General features: G+C 41.4%; 18 protein-coding genes. 4 read left to right on the top strand and 14 right to left on the bottom strand.

Annotated elements, in window-relative coordinates; genetic code table 11:
* Positions 1 to 76 precede the first annotated feature (76 nt).
* The 6 genes from rlmH to ciss_RS05820 form a co-directional block, all read right to left on the bottom strand.
* Positions 77 to 556, bottom strand: a complete 480-nt coding sequence (rlmH, locus tag ciss_RS05845) for a 23S rRNA (pseudouridine(1915)-N(3))-methyltransferase RlmH (protein ID WP_075865352.1) — start codon at positions 554 to 556, stop codon at positions 77 to 79.
* A 60-nt stretch (positions 557 to 616) separates the two neighbouring features.
* Positions 617 to 1,729, bottom strand: coding sequence for a S1C family serine protease (locus ciss_RS05840; RefSeq protein WP_075865351.1), 1,113 nt, complete (start codon positions 1,727 to 1,729; stop codon positions 617 to 619).
* Between the two features lie 116 nt (positions 1,730 to 1,845).
* A complete protein-coding gene (locus ciss_RS05835; protein WP_075865350.1) occupies positions 1,846 to 2,721 on the bottom strand; it encodes a BON domain-containing protein in 876 nt (291 codons plus the stop codon).
* A 126-nt stretch (positions 2,722 to 2,847) separates the two neighbouring features.
* Entirely contained in the window at positions 2,848 to 3,858 is a 1,011-nt protein-coding gene (locus ciss_RS05830) for a hypothetical protein (protein WP_075865349.1), read from the bottom strand.
* A gap of 218 nt (positions 3,859 to 4,076) precedes the next feature.
* Positions 4,077 to 5,159 (bottom strand): FlgD immunoglobulin-like domain containing protein, encoded by a 1,083-nt coding sequence (locus ciss_RS05825; protein ID WP_075865348.1) that lies wholly within the window; start codon positions 5,157 to 5,159, stop codon positions 4,077 to 4,079.
* An 18-nt stretch (positions 5,160 to 5,177) separates the two neighbouring features.
* A complete protein-coding gene (locus tag ciss_RS05820) occupies positions 5,178 to 5,888 on the bottom strand; it encodes a FlgD immunoglobulin-like domain containing protein (protein WP_077177473.1) in 711 nt (236 codons plus the stop codon).
* Positions 5,889 to 6,025: 137 nt separating this feature from the next.
* Here ciss_RS05820 and ciss_RS05815 point away from each other — a divergent pair, with 137 nt between their 5' ends.
* Genes ciss_RS05815 through ciss_RS05800 form a run of 4 tightly spaced genes read left to right on the top strand, consistent with a single transcriptional unit; the run spans position 6,026 to position 9,797 of the window.
* Positions 6,026 to 7,333 carry an HlyD family efflux transporter periplasmic adaptor subunit gene (locus tag ciss_RS05815; protein ID WP_075865346.1) on the top strand — a complete coding sequence of 436 codons (1,308 nt, stop codon included), beginning with the start codon at positions 6,026 to 6,028 and terminating at the stop codon, positions 7,331 to 7,333.
* A gap of 12 nt (positions 7,334 to 7,345) precedes the next feature.
* The gene (locus ciss_RS05810; RefSeq protein ID WP_075865345.1) at positions 7,346 to 7,858 is read left to right on the top strand and encodes a hypothetical protein; all 513 of its coding nucleotides are present in this window, start codon (positions 7,346 to 7,348) and stop codon (positions 7,856 to 7,858) included.
* On the top strand, positions 7,858 to 9,390 hold the full coding sequence (locus tag ciss_RS05805) for a cytochrome c3 family protein (protein ID WP_075865344.1): 1,533 nt from the start codon (positions 7,858 to 7,860) through the stop codon (positions 9,388 to 9,390). Before ciss_RS05810 ends, ciss_RS05805 begins: the two co-directional genes overlap by 1 nt.
* 14 nt (positions 9,391 to 9,404) lie before the next feature.
* Positions 9,405 to 9,797 (top strand): hypothetical protein, encoded by a 393-nt coding sequence (locus tag ciss_RS05800; protein ID WP_075865343.1) that lies wholly within the window; start codon positions 9,405 to 9,407, stop codon positions 9,795 to 9,797.
* A gap of 34 nt (positions 9,798 to 9,831) precedes the next feature.
* Here the strand turns inward: ciss_RS05800 and rsmI are convergent, their stop codons facing one another.
* The 8 genes from rsmI to ciss_RS13825 are packed head-to-tail and all read right to left on the bottom strand — an operon-like array spanning position 9,832 to position 15,541.
* Positions 9,832 to 10,644, bottom strand: a complete 813-nt coding sequence (gene rsmI, locus ciss_RS05795) for a 16S rRNA (cytidine(1402)-2'-O)-methyltransferase (protein WP_075865342.1) — start codon at positions 10,642 to 10,644, stop codon at positions 9,832 to 9,834.
* Positions 10,644 to 11,393 carry a tRNA1(Val) (adenine(37)-N6)-methyltransferase gene (locus ciss_RS05790; RefSeq protein ID WP_075865341.1) on the bottom strand — a complete coding sequence of 250 codons (750 nt, stop codon included), beginning with the start codon at positions 11,391 to 11,393 and terminating at the stop codon, positions 10,644 to 10,646. Before ciss_RS05790 ends, rsmI begins: the two co-directional genes overlap by 1 nt.
* A complete protein-coding gene (locus ciss_RS05785) occupies positions 11,362 to 11,718 on the bottom strand; it encodes an initiation-control protein YabA (protein WP_075865340.1) in 357 nt (118 codons plus the stop codon). Before ciss_RS05785 ends, ciss_RS05790 begins: the two co-directional genes overlap by 32 nt.
* Positions 11,693 to 12,541 carry a PSP1 domain-containing protein gene (locus ciss_RS05780; RefSeq protein WP_075865339.1) on the bottom strand — a complete coding sequence of 283 codons (849 nt, stop codon included), beginning with the start codon at positions 12,539 to 12,541 and terminating at the stop codon, positions 11,693 to 11,695. Before ciss_RS05780 ends, ciss_RS05785 begins: the two co-directional genes overlap by 26 nt.
* A gap of 55 nt (positions 12,542 to 12,596) precedes the next feature.
* Positions 12,597 to 13,400 (bottom strand): DNA polymerase III delta subunit-related protein, encoded by an 804-nt coding sequence (locus ciss_RS05775; protein WP_075865338.1) that lies wholly within the window; start codon positions 13,398 to 13,400, stop codon positions 12,597 to 12,599.
* Positions 13,393 to 14,004, bottom strand: coding sequence for a dTMP kinase (gene tmk / locus ciss_RS05770; RefSeq protein ID WP_075865337.1), 612 nt, complete (start codon positions 14,002 to 14,004; stop codon positions 13,393 to 13,395). The genes ciss_RS05775 and tmk overlap by 8 nt, the downstream gene beginning before the upstream one ends.
* A complete protein-coding gene (locus tag ciss_RS05765; protein WP_075865336.1) occupies positions 14,004 to 15,332 on the bottom strand; it encodes an aminotransferase class I/II-fold pyridoxal phosphate-dependent enzyme in 1,329 nt (442 codons plus the stop codon). The genes tmk and ciss_RS05765 overlap by 1 nt, the downstream gene beginning before the upstream one ends.
* A gap of 35 nt (positions 15,333 to 15,367) precedes the next feature.
* Positions 15,368 to 15,541 carry a sigma factor G inhibitor Gin gene (locus ciss_RS13825; protein ID WP_077177471.1) on the bottom strand — a complete coding sequence of 58 codons (174 nt, stop codon included), beginning with the start codon at positions 15,539 to 15,541 and terminating at the stop codon, positions 15,368 to 15,370.
* Positions 15,542 to 15,637 lie beyond the last annotated feature (96 nt).

Here is a 15,637-nt window from a genome sequence, read left to right as displayed (position 1 = left end):
ACTTGTGTTTTAACTTGCCTTCTTTTTCCTCCTTTTTATAATCCAAAAAGCTACTTCTGACTCCTCAGGGTTCCCACTACTTATGATACGGCTCCCCCCGGATTATCTTAAACGCCCGGTAAATTTGTTCCAGTAGGATTAAGCGCATCAACTGGTGGGGATAGGTCATCCTGCCAAAAGAAAGCTTAAAGTCCGCCCGTTCCAAGACCTCTTGGGAAAGGCCAAGGGAGCCGCCGATGATAAAGGTCATTTTACTTTGGCCCCCAAGCTGTTTTTCGGCAATTAAATCCGCCAACTCTTCCGACGAAAGGTTTTTGCCTTTGAGGTCTAAAGCTATAACAAAAGAAGAAGGGGTGATCTTAGCTAAAATTCGCTCCCCTTCCTTTTTTACTACCTTTTCGGCTTCCGTCGGCGATAGGTTTTCCGGGGCATTTTCATCGTCCACCTCAATTACCGCTAAACGGGCATAAGGGGATAGCCGTTTTAAATACTCGGCTATCCCCTCTTTTAAATATTTTTCTTTGATCCTTCCTACCGCAACAATAGTTATCTCCATTTACACCACCAGAGATATGAGCATGCGGTCGCAAAAGTCACAGGATGCCGGTACCATCCCTTACTCCGCCGGCATTTCGCCAAGTTTAACTTTAAAGGTCATCTCTTTATCGCCCCGCAGTACTTTCACTTTTACTTCGTCACCGACTTTGTGTTTTAAAACGGCATTCCTTAAATCTTCAAACTTCTCGATTTTTACTCCGTCAAATTCGATGATGATATCGTTATCTTTTAAGCCTGCTTTCGCCGATGGTCCGTCTTTTACTACCCGGACTACATATACACCGCTTTTCTGCTTTAAGCCCTTATATTCAGCAAATTCTTCGTCAATAGTTTGTCCTTCAATCCCCATCCAGGGGCGAACGACTTTACCGTTTTTAATGAGCTCCTCCACAATAGGTTTGGCAATATTGCTCGGAATGGCAAAGCCCAAACCTTCGACCCCCGAGAGAGAGATTTTAATGGAGTTTATGCCTATTACCTCACCAGCAGCATTTACTAAGGCTCCGCCGGAGTTTCCGGGGTTTATAGCTGCATCGGTTTGAATTAATTCATACTGCTGGCCGTCCATGTTTAAAGTTCGGTTTTTCGCCGAAATTATACCGGCAGTAACGGTTCTTGCAAAATCAAGGCTTAAAGGGTTTCCAATGGCTACCGCCAGCTCCCCTACTTTTATTTTATCCGAATCCCCCCAGCGGGCAACCGTGAGTTTTTCGCTGCCGGGGTCAATTTTTATTACCGCCAGGTCCGTCCGGGGATCCTTGCCCACTACTTTGGCCGGGAATTGTTTTCCGTTTGCCAGGGTTACCGTTAAATCAGTAGCATTGCGAATTACATGCTCATTGGTAACAATGTAACCTCTGGCATCAATAATAACTCCTGAACCGGTAGCCTGTTCTACATTATTATGTGGTACATCTCCGGCTCGGAAAGTTACTTTGTTGGAAATCCCCACCACCGCCGGTCCTACTTCTTCGGCTACCGTAACTACCGGGCTTTTATCCTCATAAATAACCCTTTTCTCTATAGTCCCGGTAGTTGATGCATTTCCTTTCACCAGGCCTGGTACAAACATTACCACCAAAAGGCCACCGATAATAGCTGAAATTAGGGAAACCAAGACATAGCTCAAAAAGGATGGTTTTTTATCCTGATTGCTGTAATAATAGTACATACCGCACAACCCCGCTTTTTTTATTTTGGTGTATAAATTCGCCTTCAAGCGGGGTATTTCCTGCTTAAATTTGTTAAGGATTTGTGGAGAAGTTTTTAAGATTTTTTGGTTTTTAATTAATGAACCGTTATGTAAATGGCATTATGCACTTCCCGGATTCCTTCAATTTTAGCCGCCACTTCTTCGGCCCGGTGACGTTGGTCTGGGGTACCAACTTTACCGTGTAAAAACGCAATTCCATCTACCACTACTGCCCGGACCATGGCAAGACCGGCTTTACCGAGAGCTTCTCTTAACTCGTTGGTTAGCTTTTTATCGCCTTCATCTTCTCCGTGGCGAAACTCTAACTCTTTTTCCACCCGTTTTACACCTTTGACTCCTAAGGCAATCAGCTCCGCCTGGAGAGCCTGTTCGGGAGTGTCCACCACTCCCTTTAACGTTACCTCGCCGTTTACCACTTCTACGACTATATCCCGGCGGTTAACGTGCAGGGAATTATTGAGCTGCCGCGAGATTTCATTGGCAAGTTTGCTGTCATCTACCTCCATTTCCGGCAATACTTCTACCTGACTTCGTACTTCCACAACTCCCCGGGTCCTTTCCGCTACCTGCCGGGCCCAGAATTCTTTAATTGCAGCATCTACTCTGCCCTGTAAAGTGACTATGCCATTAGAAACTTTAGCTCCTATCTCCCCCTCAATCCGCGGGTCATTGGCAAGCTTATCGTTTAATTCTTCTTCTATTTCCCGGTCGCTAAAGTTGCCGTTATCCAGCGCTACAGTGAGCTCGTTTTCTACCCTTTTGACCCCGGGAATGCGGTGGATAATTTCTTCCGCCGCTTTTTTCTCAGAAAGCACATCCACCGTCCCGTGAAGCTTGACCACCCCGTCTTTCACATCGATATTCATGCCAACGGCGCTTTCTTTTAATTTAATTAAAAGCGCTTCTTCACTCCGTTCCCGAAGTCCCCGGTCAAAATCCACATCCCGCATAATCTCGGCCTCCTTTCATTTTTTTTAGCGTTTGCCAAAAAGGCCGATTTTATAAAAAAGTATAAAAAAAGGGACAGTCCCTAAAATTATACTTTAAGTATAAAAAGAGGGACTGTCCCGAAATTACTACTTTACTGTAAGCATTTCAGCCGTTACAGTAAAGGGTTGTTCGAAAGTAGTTTTCATTCCCATTTCATCTACAGCTTCAATTTTAATGTGATAAGTACCGGGCTGAATATCCATTATCATTGCCGGAGCCATAGAGTAATCTTTCAGGTCCCAGTAAGTCATAACATCTCCTGGTTCAAATACTTTTTGCTGGATTAGACCAGCTACAAAATTATTGTTGTGATCGTAAACATTTACCGTTACGGTAGCTTTTTTGTGGAGCATAAACCCTATATGAACGCCCTTACCGCTTTCATAATTTGCATGGTAATCGGTTATCATCTCGGTCATCTTAAGCATTTCTTCTGTTACGGTAAACGGTTGCATTAATACAGTCTTTCTACCATTATCCTCTACTATTTCAATTTTTACATGATAGGTTCCCGGCATAATGTCCATTACCATTTGAGGCGCCATGGAATAATCCTTAAGATCCCAGTAGGTCATTACTTCACCGGGATTAAAGCTCTTTTTGTTCAGTAAGGTCGCTATAAGCTTGTTATCATGATCATAAACGCTTATAGATACCGTAGCCTTTTTATTGATAACAAAACCTATATGCACTCCTTTACCCGCTTCATAAACAGCGTGGTAGGCAGAAACCTTTAAGTTAATATCGTTTACGGTAACGTTTAAACTACTTAATAAAACTTTCTTTTTACCGTAAATATAATAAGCTCTAAGAATATAATTTCCTGGAGAAGTTCCTTGCCAAATATAGGTGTATGTTCCGGCTTTTTTGACCTTACCTTTTGCAAGTTGCTTTATTAATTTTCCTTGGGGATTATACAGCTCAATGGTAAACGAACCAGCTTTGCTCATTTTATACTGAAATTTTACTTTACTTCCTTTGGTTATAACGTACTTTGCTTTAAAGGTAGTAGTTTGCCCTGCATGTGCTAAAACCGGAAATGCGTTCATGAGTAATAGTAGACCACTTAATATTAATGCAATAAACCTTTTTTTCATTTTTTTCCTCCTCTTCTATTAGGTCTTGTAATAATAAGCAAAATATGAGGTGCGGCACACATTTTTTACACAAGCGCTAAGATAGCAGAGGTCAACAGCTCAGGAGTACATCCCAGACTGTTCCTGTTAAGCTCTTATCGCGAGGCGAGTTTGTTATGTGCCGCACCTGTTTAAAGGGGCGACCCTATTTTAGGTCATTAATACATTATCGTCAGTCTTTACGCTGCAGTAATTTGGAAGGTAGCAGTGTTGCTATTGCCGCTGGCATCTACTGCAGTAACTTTAATTGTATAGGTACCTGCCTGCAGGTTCATGATCATGGTTGGATACATGGAGTAATCCTTACCATCCCAGGTTGCGGTTACTGTTCCTGCGCTCTTGTCAGCGTTATTTAATGGAGTAGCTATAACCTGATTTGAGCTGTTTAACACTTGAACTGTTACTTTTGCGTTTTCTGAGATTTCAAAGCTGATCGTCACATTTGCACCTGTCAAAGGTATAGTAGAAGGCGTTACCGTAAGCCCGGTAATTTGAGGTGCTGTGGTATCGGCAGTATTGTTAACACTTCCTACGGAAAACTGTGCCGAAACAGTTTCGCCGGTCTTCCCGGAAATCATATCCGCAGGGGTGATTTGGATCACGTAGTTCCCAGCAGCTACTTTATTGCCGCTGTCATCGGTTCCGGTCCAGGTTATTTTATTTACTCCCGCATTTAAATGGATCCCGTTGAGCAGGGTTTTAACTTTATTTCCGGCACTGTTATAAATTGCAGCCGTTACTACTGCCATTTGATTTAAGTTAAAAGATATTTCCAGCGTTTGTCCATTTTCAAAATTTACAGCAGTAGGATTAATTGTTAGTCCATCTATCCTGGGGAGCTGGGTTGAAGAATTTTGCTGGGAATTTCTCATTTGCATTGCTATTTGTTTCATCATGCTTTGTAAAGTGCTGGCACTTCCCGCCGGAGCCTTTTTGCTCATAGCCTTGGTCATCGTCATAGCCATTTTTTTGGCTTGACTTGCAGTTTGGTTAGTACCGGTTTGACTGGTACTGGTAGAAGAATGGTCATGGGTGCTTGAGGATGTGCCCGATGAAGTTGAACCGGAAGAGCTGCTGGTGCTGTTCGAGCTACTGCTGGACGAATGATCATGACTTGAACTTGAAGAAGAAGTTTGGGTTGTAGAAGTCTGACTTCCCTGACTTCCACCCTTCATCATCCCTTTACCCATCGCAAAGGCAGGATAGGTAAATAAGATAGTTGATATCGTAAAGACCGCCAAAAACTTGGTAAACTTACCCATACATACAACACCCCCACGTTATTTTTTCTTAATTAAAATTGATAGGGTCGCCCCTTTTAAACCGGATTGGTCAATGGGTGTAACTTTCAAAGTATATTCACCCGCTGGCAGTTCTTTACCGCTTACATTACCGGTACCGTCCCAGATAAAGTAGTTTAAACCTTTACTTAGTACCGAAGGAGTTGTGTAACGGTGAACAACTGTACCCTGGTCATTTAATACTAAAAACTCGACTTTTGCCGCCTGATTTAAGTTGAAATAAAGAATCAGCGGTTCCTCGGCGGTAAATTCCTGGGGTGATAAAGTATAGTCCAGTATTACCGGAGGTTTTGCAGGTCCGTAAAGTTTAAGTGAATATTTTTTTATCTCTTTTTTTCCCGAAGCCTCAGCAATTATTTGGATACCATAGGTTCCAGGGGCTACTTTAACCCCTTTACTGTTCGTTTTTGCCCAGTAAACAACAACCTTCCCCGCCGGTACAGTCTTTTTATTGGTTAATACTCTAATTATTTTATTTCCAGATAAAATGTTAATGGTAATTTTTGCCTTCTTTGTCAAGTTAAACTGAAATTCAACTTTACTTTGGTCAAAACTTACCCCTTTATTCACCTTAAAATCTTTTATTAAAGGTACGGTTGCGGCAAAGGCAATATTGCTGGTAAAAATTAGAAGCACCAGCAAATAAATTAGAAAATTAAACTTCCTATTGATAATTTCACCTCCTTTCAACTACACTTTATAGTAGTTAGAAGACAGTTTCAAGGGCTTTTTCAGTTCTGTAAAACTACTTTCACATTTTTGTAACATTTATATTACGCTATGTAGTTATAATTAAAAATGACATTATAAAACGGAGGGTGTTTGCAGTGATTAAAAGCAAAAAAATAGTCCTTGCTTTTGCATCGCTAATTTTGGTAGTTATTTCCTTTTTTTCTTATAACCTGGCAACTTCCACAACTCAAGAACCAATAATTATTAAAACTTCGGTTCCCCTGCAAAACAGCGAAGTTCCAATCGTTTCCCCGGTAAGCGGAACCGTAAAAAAAATTGTTTACCCCGAGCGAACTGCATTACGGGCGGGTGAAGTAATAATAGAAATTGAAAATCTCGATTTAATTAGCAAAGTGTATAAAGCTCAAGCCGCTTTAGCCGTAGCCCAAGCCGAACTGGCTAAAGCCCGGATGGGTCCAAACAATTATGAGAAAGAAATTGCCAAAAATGAATTAACTTTAGAAAAGTACCGGCTGGAGAAGTTAAAGAATTCAGTCTCTTTGGTAAAAAGTCTTGTTGAGGAGTATAAGAACAATGAAAAAGAATTCTTAAAGGATTTATCGCAAACCACCAATCGTTTAAAAATCCTTATTGACAATTTTCAGAAAACCGTAACCCCTCCGGATAACCAGAATGTTAATTCAAACCCGGATAATAACAACCGGGGTATTGGAGATAATGCCCAGCAAAGCGGTAGTGAAGGCTCCGGAATGATGCAACACCACGCAGCACAAAGCGAATATTTAGTTAAGATTTATAACTTACTTACCGGAATTGAAGAAAGTATTCTTCTTAATGACAAAAATCAAACTTTAAAAACTTCCCTTGATTTTAAAAAGCAAATGAACGAATTAAAACGTAATCTTGAAGAATTGCAAAAAGAAGTTAAAATTGCTGAAATACAAGTTAAACTTAAAGAGCTACAGTACCTTAATTTATTATCTAAACCGGATAAAGAAGAAGTAAATTTAAAGCACGCCCTTGTAGAAAAAGCTAAAGTGGAATTGGAAATTGCTAAAGCAAACCTTAATGCAGGTTATGTAAAAGCACCGGCTACCGGAACCTTAAAGAAAATCAACGTGGCTGAAGGGGAATTTATTACTGAAGGCAAGCTTCTTGGGATTTTAGAAAAGCCATATGAGTTTTATTTTGACCTTACCGTACCGGTAGACAAAATTGATTCTATCCAGCGGGGAGATAAAGTAATGTTCCGCATTGAAGGACATAATGATAGTGACTTTGCCGGTACCGTTTTAAGTATTGATACCGATTTTTCCGCTCAAGGCCTATTATTTAAAAGCTTAAAAGGTTTTTATCGAGTAAGAATCAGCGGCGAAGATACAACAGGTTTACTAAAAACCGGTATTAAAGTTACCGAGGTTATCTTTAATCCTAAAAGTTAGAGGTTGGCAGCGGTGAAAAAAGTTTATTTACGGTTAAGTTACTATTTTGTGATATTGTTTTTAAACTTATTGGGAGCTTGGTTTGTAGGTAAATACTTCTTACTTTATAAAAAAACATATCTTTTAACCATAACGGGTTATCTCGGGGTTTTCTTCATCTTAATTAGCTTTCTATATTCCTTACGCAAACGAGGGATAATAAAATTTGGAAAAGTACCATCCTGGCTTTTGTATCATGAAATAACCTGTTACGTTGGTACCCTGTTAATTTTTTTGCACGCCGGAGGACGGTTTTTTTCGATTTATCCAAATATTGCCCTTATTTTAATGGGTATTGTACTGTTCAGTGGTTTTTGCGGTCGTTATTTTTATGGAGAATTAAAAAAAGCACTAAATAAAAAAGAAAATCTTTTATTAAAAATTTTTAAGAAATGGTATGATATTCATATAAAACTAAGCTATGTAGTTTTGTTTTTAAGCCTTGTCCATATTGGGTTGGCAATATATTTTGGGGGGATTATCTAATGCGTCTGGGGATAAAAACCTGGGGAGTTGTGGGGCTTACATTATCAATTCTTTTATTATTGCTATTCTTTTATGGCCCGGGCAGTATTAAAGCTCGCTTGGCTTCTCCTGGTCCTCTTTCCAAAGCTCATTTTGTCCTGAATAAAAAACAAAACAATTGCAGCGCCTGCCACAAGCCCTTTCAAATTAATGTCGTAAAAAGCTGTATTAACTGTCATGATACTAAGTATTTTAAAGACAAAGGGACAAAAACCAGTTCCCTCTTCCACCTGCAGGTAAATTTAAAAAGAACCAACTGTCTTATTTGCCATCAGGAACATAAAGGAAGCCAAGTTACCAAAAAAACTGCAATTAGTCCCCACCATTTATTTACAAAAGAAGAGTTAAAAAACTGCTCCCAATGCCATAAAACCGAGGAAAACTATCACCTAAAAGAAAAAAAAGAGTACTTTGGTAAAGACTGCAGCAGTTGCCATACCCTTTCCTCCTGGAAAGAAGTTACCTTCAACCATGACCGTTTAACCTTTACAGCTTTAGTAAACTGTTTAAATTGCCATGATATAAAAAATGTTAAACACGGTATTTTACCCGGTACCCAAAACGGCTGTCTTTACTGTCATACCACTACCACCTGGAAACCTCAAGGAGATGTTAAGATAATCGTCCGTTACGACCAGAAAGCCTGTACTATCTGTCACTCCCAAACGGTAAATAGTAAGCACGCAAAAGATTATGGAACTAACTGCAATCGTTGCCATAGCCAGCTCCACTGGAAAGTTTTAAACTATCAACACACTAAAGCAGACTTAAAAAACTGTTCCGTTTGTCATAAAAAGCCGGAAACCACTCTTCACCAACCTATTACAATAGATTGTAAAAACTGTCACAATCCGAAAAGCTGGTACCAAACAACCTTTAAGCACGAATTACTGAGCAAAGAGGTTTTGCAGAAAAACTGTTCGACCTGTCATTATGACAAAAGTGTTATTCACCGTCAAAATTATGGACAGGATTGCGCTAAATGTCATAACACTTCTTCCTGGGGCAAACAATTATTTAACCATACAAAGTATACGCAGAACTGCCAAAAATGCCATCAGGCTCCCCCAAGTCGCAGTCATAATGACGTTAAATTAGAATGTCAACAATGCCATACATCTTCTGGTAAAAGCTGGTACCAGGTAAAGTTTAAACATGCGCTCTTAACGAATAAAAATTATAAAAACGAATGTTATAACTGCCACATGGCATCTTTTATCAATCATCGTTTGGATTATTTAAGGAAAATTAATTGTGCAGAGTGTCATAAAGAAACCGATTGGAAAAAAACAAACTTTAGCCATCAAACAACCAAGAAAAAATGCGTTGAATGCCATTATCCTCCAGATTTCTCGTATCATAAAAATCTAAGCAACCGGTGTGAACTTTGCCATAATACAGTGTCATGGAAACCAGCCCTTTTTGACCATATACAATTTATGCCTCTTCCACCAGGTGCTGGTACCAAATGTACCAATTGCCATGTTCCTTAAAGGAGGTAGTTTAAATGGAAAAAAATATTAAGTTTTACTACTGGATTTTGGGTATAGTAGTAAGCGCCTTAGTTATCTTGACTTTGATTAATCCTTTTACAAACAAAGTTGATATTTCCTTTAAAAAAACAAAGGAACTTGAAACAGTAATAATGAAAAGCTCCCGTTACCAAGCAATCCAGCAATACCAGCAAAATCAAGCCCTGAAAAAACCCGTTCCTAACACTAAACCAGTTTTAGCCAGTGATGGTGAAAAGCCTGGTAAAAATAAAAAGGACAAAAAAATAGACTCTAATCCAATTGATTCAACTAATGTTTCTAACCATAGTTCAATAACTACTACAATTTTAGGAGATGATACACCCGTAGAAAACACCATTATTCTGGGTGACACCCAAGCCCAGTAACAAAAAAGGCAAGTCTTAGCATTAAGACTTGCCTTCATTTTTTCTGCAAAAGATACAATTTATAAATTTCATTTTTCTTAAAGCCAAGTTCGCGGCCAAGTAAAACTGCCTCTTTCTGGGATAAACCTTTTTCTATGCATTCCCGCACAAATTCCTCCACGTTTTTTTCTTCCGGAGGTGCACCTTCTACCACCAAGACAAACTCTCCCTTTGGTTCATTTTTTCTAAAATGAGAGAAAACCTCGGCGATGCTTCCCCGGATATACTCTTCATGGATTTTGGTAAGCTCCCGGGCTGCCACCATTTGGCGCTTTTCTCCAAAATGCCTGGCTAAATCTTCCAAAGTTTTAAGAAGCCGGTGGGGAGCTTCGTAAAAAACCAGGGTCCTTTTTTCCCGGGAAAGTTCCCGTAACCATTTCTCCCGCTCCCCGGCTTTTCGGGGTAAAAATCCTTCAAAGCAGAAGCGGGAAGTGCTAAGGCCGCTGGCCGCCAGAGCCACAATTAAAGCCGAAGCTCCCGGCAGAGCTTCGACTTTATATCCCTCCTTTAAAGCTTCCCGAACAATATCCTCCCCCGGGTCGGATATCCCAGGAGTTCCGGCATCGGTTACCAGAGCTACTTTTTTCCCCTGGGCTAAAAGTTCAAGGATTTTTTCCCCCGCTTCCCGGCGGTTGTGTTCGTGGTATGATAGAAGGGGTTTTTTTATTTCATAATGGTTTAAGAGCTTTAAAGTATGCCGGGTGTCTTCGGCGGCTATGATATCTACTTCTTTTAAGGTATCTAATGCCCTTAAGGTAATATCTTTTAAGTTGCCAAGGGGTGTTGGTACCAAATATAAGGTTCCCATTATTCTTCCCCCTCAAATATCCGGCGCACCTGTTCGGAATATTGACCGTCTTTTTCATAAACCCACAGAGGAGCTAAAAACTCTAATTTGCGCCGGCTCCCCTTAACCGCTTTTATTAAAACAAGGTTTACATTCTCTCCGGGCTTGGGCTGCACCGGCAGTAACACTTCGGGATTTAGTTTATACCGGGTAAAATGGGTAAAGATTTCCGGAAGCCTTTCGGGTAGATGCACTAAATAAAAACTCCCCCGGGGCTTTAAAAGTTTAGTCGCTGTTGCCACCACGTCTTCTAAGGTAGTTAAAAGCTCATGCCGGGCTATCGCTACTTCCGGCACGGGATTTAAGCGCCCCTCTCCCTTTTTGCGATAAGGTGGATTGGCGGTTACCACATCAAAACCCTTCCCGAGGATAGCGGGTGCATCTTTTAAATCCCCCAGGATTATTTCGATTTTTTCTTCAAGCTTGTTTAAAGCTACAGATTTTACCGCCAACCGGTACAGCTTTTCCTGGATTTCAATGCCGTATATTTTCCCGATTTCCCGGTTTCTTCCATACAAAAGCAGGGGAACAACCCCGTTGCCCGTTCCCAGGTCCACTATCCGGTCGTTGGGAGCAGTTTTGGCAAACCAGGCCAGGAGGACACTATCAATCGCAAAACAAAAAAGCGCCGGATTCTGGTAAATCTTCAGCCCGGCTCTTTTTAAATCGTCCACCCGATCAGGGGGCAGTTTTTCTAATTTCCTCGTCAATTCCTTCCCCTCGCTCGTTGTTTCTTCCTTTGATAAAAGTTATACACCAGAGGCAGTCTTCATCGTCCCGGGCTTCGCCAAAATGCGCATGGCAAACATGAAACCCCTCCTGGTAAAGGCGGGCTAAGTTTTGAAATCCGGGCCCGGGCTTTTTTTCTTTTTTGGCTTCTTCCTGCAGTGGCTTGTAAAACTTGATAACCTCCTGGCGTAGCTTTTGATTCTCCTCTTCAAGCTGGGAAACATAGGCTTTAATTTCTAAATATTCTTCTAAAAGCTTTTTTATATTTTCCTCAAACTGGTTAAGAAGGGTCGAAAGATTGTTCAAATACCTCACCCTCCTCTACTTCCTCTTTAGCCACTACCTCTTCCGCCGGGAACTCCTTGACATGCTTTTGTTCCTTTAACTCCACATACACGGTTTTCCTGAAGATATTTACGCCGGTAACCTTACCTTCTCCCATGGGAGTAAGCACCGTTTCGCCAACTTCCGGATAATCGTCTTTGACCTGCTCGTAAGTATCGCTTTCAAATTTGAGGCAGCACATCAGGCGACCGCAAATACCGGAAATCTTGGTGGGGTTTAAAGTGAGGTTTTGCTCTTTGGCCATTTTAATTGAAACCGGCGCAAATTCCGAAAGCCAGGAAGCACAGCAAAGTTCCCGCCCGCAACAACCGAGGCCGCCGATCATTTTCGCTTCATCCCTAACACCAATTTGCCGAAGCTCAATCCTGGTTTTAAACACCGCTGCTAAATCCCGGACCAGTTCCCTGAAGTCAATCCGTCCGTCAGCGGTAAAGTAAAAAATTACTTTATTGCGGTCAAAGGTATACTCTACTCCTACAAGTTTCATGGGAAGTCCGTGCTGGGCAATTTTCTCCAGGCAAATAGCAAAGGCTTTCTTTTCCCTTTTTTTATTTTCCCGCACAATTTCTAAGTCCTCCGGGGTAGCTTTGCGAATTACCGGTTTTAGCGGTAAAACCAATTCCTCTTCAGGAACTTCTTTGGGTGGAATCATTACTTCGCCGTATTCTACCCCCCGGATGGTTTCAACTATAGCACCATCACCGTATTGAAAATCTATGTCTAACGGGTCAAAATAATAAATCTTCCCCGCTTTTTTAAAGCGAATCCCAACTACTTTTGGCATATTACTCCTCCAAATTTATAATTGTTTTTATTATAAATTATTTTTTCAAAGTTTACTACTTGTGAAAGCTAAAGCTAAGATAAAGGTTTTCTAACACAAGCCTGGGATTTAAATTTAAACGGGCTTTGGCCAAAAACTCTTCCAAACGATTAAGTAAACGGTAAATTTCCTCTTCACCTAAACGGTTTAACTCCCGTGCTTTATCGAAAAGATCCGGATAAAACAATTTATCCGAGCCCTTATCAACAATCAGCGCATCCCGGAGAATTAATTCTCCTGCCAGCAAAAGATTATTTAGCTCTTCCCGGGTAATCTTTTCCGTCTTCTTATAAAACTCCTCCCAGGACAAAGTTAAAAGCTCATAAAACTTTTCCGCATCCCCTTTATACTGGCCTGTAAAATCTTCGGCGGAAACCTTAACTTTTTGGCAGCGGGAATGAATAGTCGGAAGCACCTTTTCCGGCATGGTAGCAATTAAAAGGTAAGTAACCCCTGCCGGCGGTTCCTCCAGCGTTTTTAAAAAAGCATTGGCGGCATCAAGGGTCATTTTATCTACTTCTTCTAAAACTACTACCTTGCGGCTGCCCTTTTGGGGAGTAAGGTAAACTTTGGGGATCAACACTTCATTGACCTGCCAGATTTTAAAGGAGCTCCCATCGGGTGCAAGCCAGAGAAAATCCGGATGAGTTCCCGCCTCAAAAAGGTTTGCTGCCTCCACGGGGTCATTGGCCGATTTTATTAAGATTTCCCGGGCGGTCCTTCGGGCAAAATCCACTACCGCCTCAAGCACCGGTGAAGTTATTAAATACGCATGACTGAGCTTATCCTGATTTAAAGCTTCTATAATTAGGTTATCCATTTAGCCCCTCCAAAAAGCCTTTGATTTCCAAAAAAATTTCCTCGGGATTTTTCCGGCCATCCACCACCCGAAACCGCTGATCTTTGGCCAGTTGTAAAAAGCCTTCCCTTACCCTTTGGTGAAATTCCACAGTTTCCCGCTCCAAGCGGTCGTATTCCCCCCGGCTTTTAACCCGGGACAATCCTACTGCCGGAGGAAGGTCAATTAAGATTGTTAAATCAGGAATTAAACCTTTGGTAGCAAAAGCTATGAAACTTTTTAGAAGGTTCAGGTCAAATCCCCGGCCATAACCCTGATAAGCCAACGTGGAATCAAAATACCGGTCGGAAATCACCCATACCCCTTTATCCAAATGGGGAATTATCTTTTCCCCCACGTGCTGGGCCCGGTCAGCAAGGTATAAAAGAATTTCTGCCTCCGGTACCACCGGGTAGGTGGGGTTTAATAAAAGCTCCCGGATTTTTCTCCCCAAAGCAGTACCCCCGGGCTCCCGGGTGATAATGTGGGGGATATTTTTTTCTGTAAGATACCTGGCAATATATTGGATCTGGGTGGTTTTCCCCGACCCTTCCACCCCTTCAATGGTTATAAATTTACCGCGCATTACCTTACCACCTTTATCCTGCCATCATATATCCCGGTTACCTTTACTCCCAATTGTAAATGATACTGTAAATACTCCACTGCTTCTTTGGTAATTTCTTCCCCCGGATAAAGAACCGGTGCTCCCGGGGGATAGATCGTAACCCCATCCCGGGCAGTATAACCCACAGAAGCTTTTAAATCCACAAGCTTTTCTCGGGCATAATACACTTCCCGCGGGGTTAATTTTATTTCCGGCTGAAAACTAAAAGGATTTTTCGGGATAATGATTTTTTTCTCTTTCCCTTTTATTGTTTCAATAATGTTTATAAGCTTTTTGACATCTTTTTCGGTATTACCCGGGGAAAACATAAAAAGCACATAACCCGGGCCGTAAGCCTCCGGGTAAATTCCCTTTTTCCTTAGTTTCCCGGCAATTTTTTCTCCGGAAACACCCAAATCCGCCGCTTTTATGGTAACTTTTAAAGGATCCGCCGGGTATTTATCCTGAAAAAACCCGATTCCCCGTTTTTTCAAGTACTCCTTAAAATGGTCCGAAAACTCCTTGGCTTTTTGAAAGGCACGACCACCAACCTTTAATAGCATGTCAACCCCACCCTCGGCCGCAGCCATCAAAGGGTACGAAGGGCTGGTGGTTTGGACTAAGTTTAGCGCCCGTTTCACTTCTACCCCTTTATCCCGAAAAACCACCGCCGCCAGAGGGTTGGGAAAGGGCCCGGTTTTATGCAGGCTTACCGCAAATCCAGCAATGTTTTTAAAAAAATCCGGTCGCCACAGAGGGATTAAACCCCCGTGGGCCGCATCCAAAAGAAGCTTATCGGTTTTAAGCTCCGTTAAATCCCGGATTAACCCCTGGTAGTCGGGGTTAGTCAGAAAATAACTTTTGTTGTGAGCTTCAGGAGTTTTATTTACCGGAAGTCCGTACTCCTCATCCCAAAGAGGATAGATAAATTCCGGAATTAAATCCCCTAAAACCATTCCGTGATACAGAGATACGTGAGACATCCGGTCAACCGCTATTTTTTCACCCGGCCAAAAAAACGAAAGCATTAAGGCTATTACTGCAGCAGTAGAACCGTTAACCGAAAGATGAGCCCGGGGTAAACCAAAGTAGCGGGAAAGTTTCTCCTCTAATTTAAGTATGGCCTCTTCCGGCGCATAAAGGTTATCGAGCCCCGGAAGCTCGGTTAGATCTGCTTTGAAATATTTCTCCCCTAAAAGATTTTTTACTTTTTTCGGTATAAACCGGCCATTTTTATGACCGGGCATGTGGAAGGAGATAGGTTTTTTTCGGATATGTTTTTGGATTTTATCTATTAAACCCGACATAACTTCTCCTTAAGATTTAACCTTTTACAATAATTTTACCATAACTGCCTTTGTTTTAAGAAAAAGTTTCGAAACCTTTTGACGATAAACGGATAGGCAGGATTAACCGGCCGGATACTGGTTAGCTCCTTTTCGCATTCCCGGCATAAAAAACGGCCTAAAAGCCAAATACCCTTTTTCCTAAACGAGTTACAAAAAGTACAGTACATAAAATTCACCCCTATGGTATTGTTACCAAAGACGCACAAAATAAAAAGTTACCTTGGCATTAGCAATTTCATATTTTATTAAGAGAACTGGAAAGA

It is taken from the genome of Carboxydothermus islandicus (assembly GCF_001950325.1).
Taxonomy (GTDB): Bacteria; Bacillota; Z-2901; order Carboxydothermales; family Carboxydothermaceae; genus Carboxydothermus; species Carboxydothermus islandicus.
The sequence above is the reverse complement of the archived record's forward strand: the minus strand, read 5'-3'. Positions and strand labels throughout refer to the sequence as shown.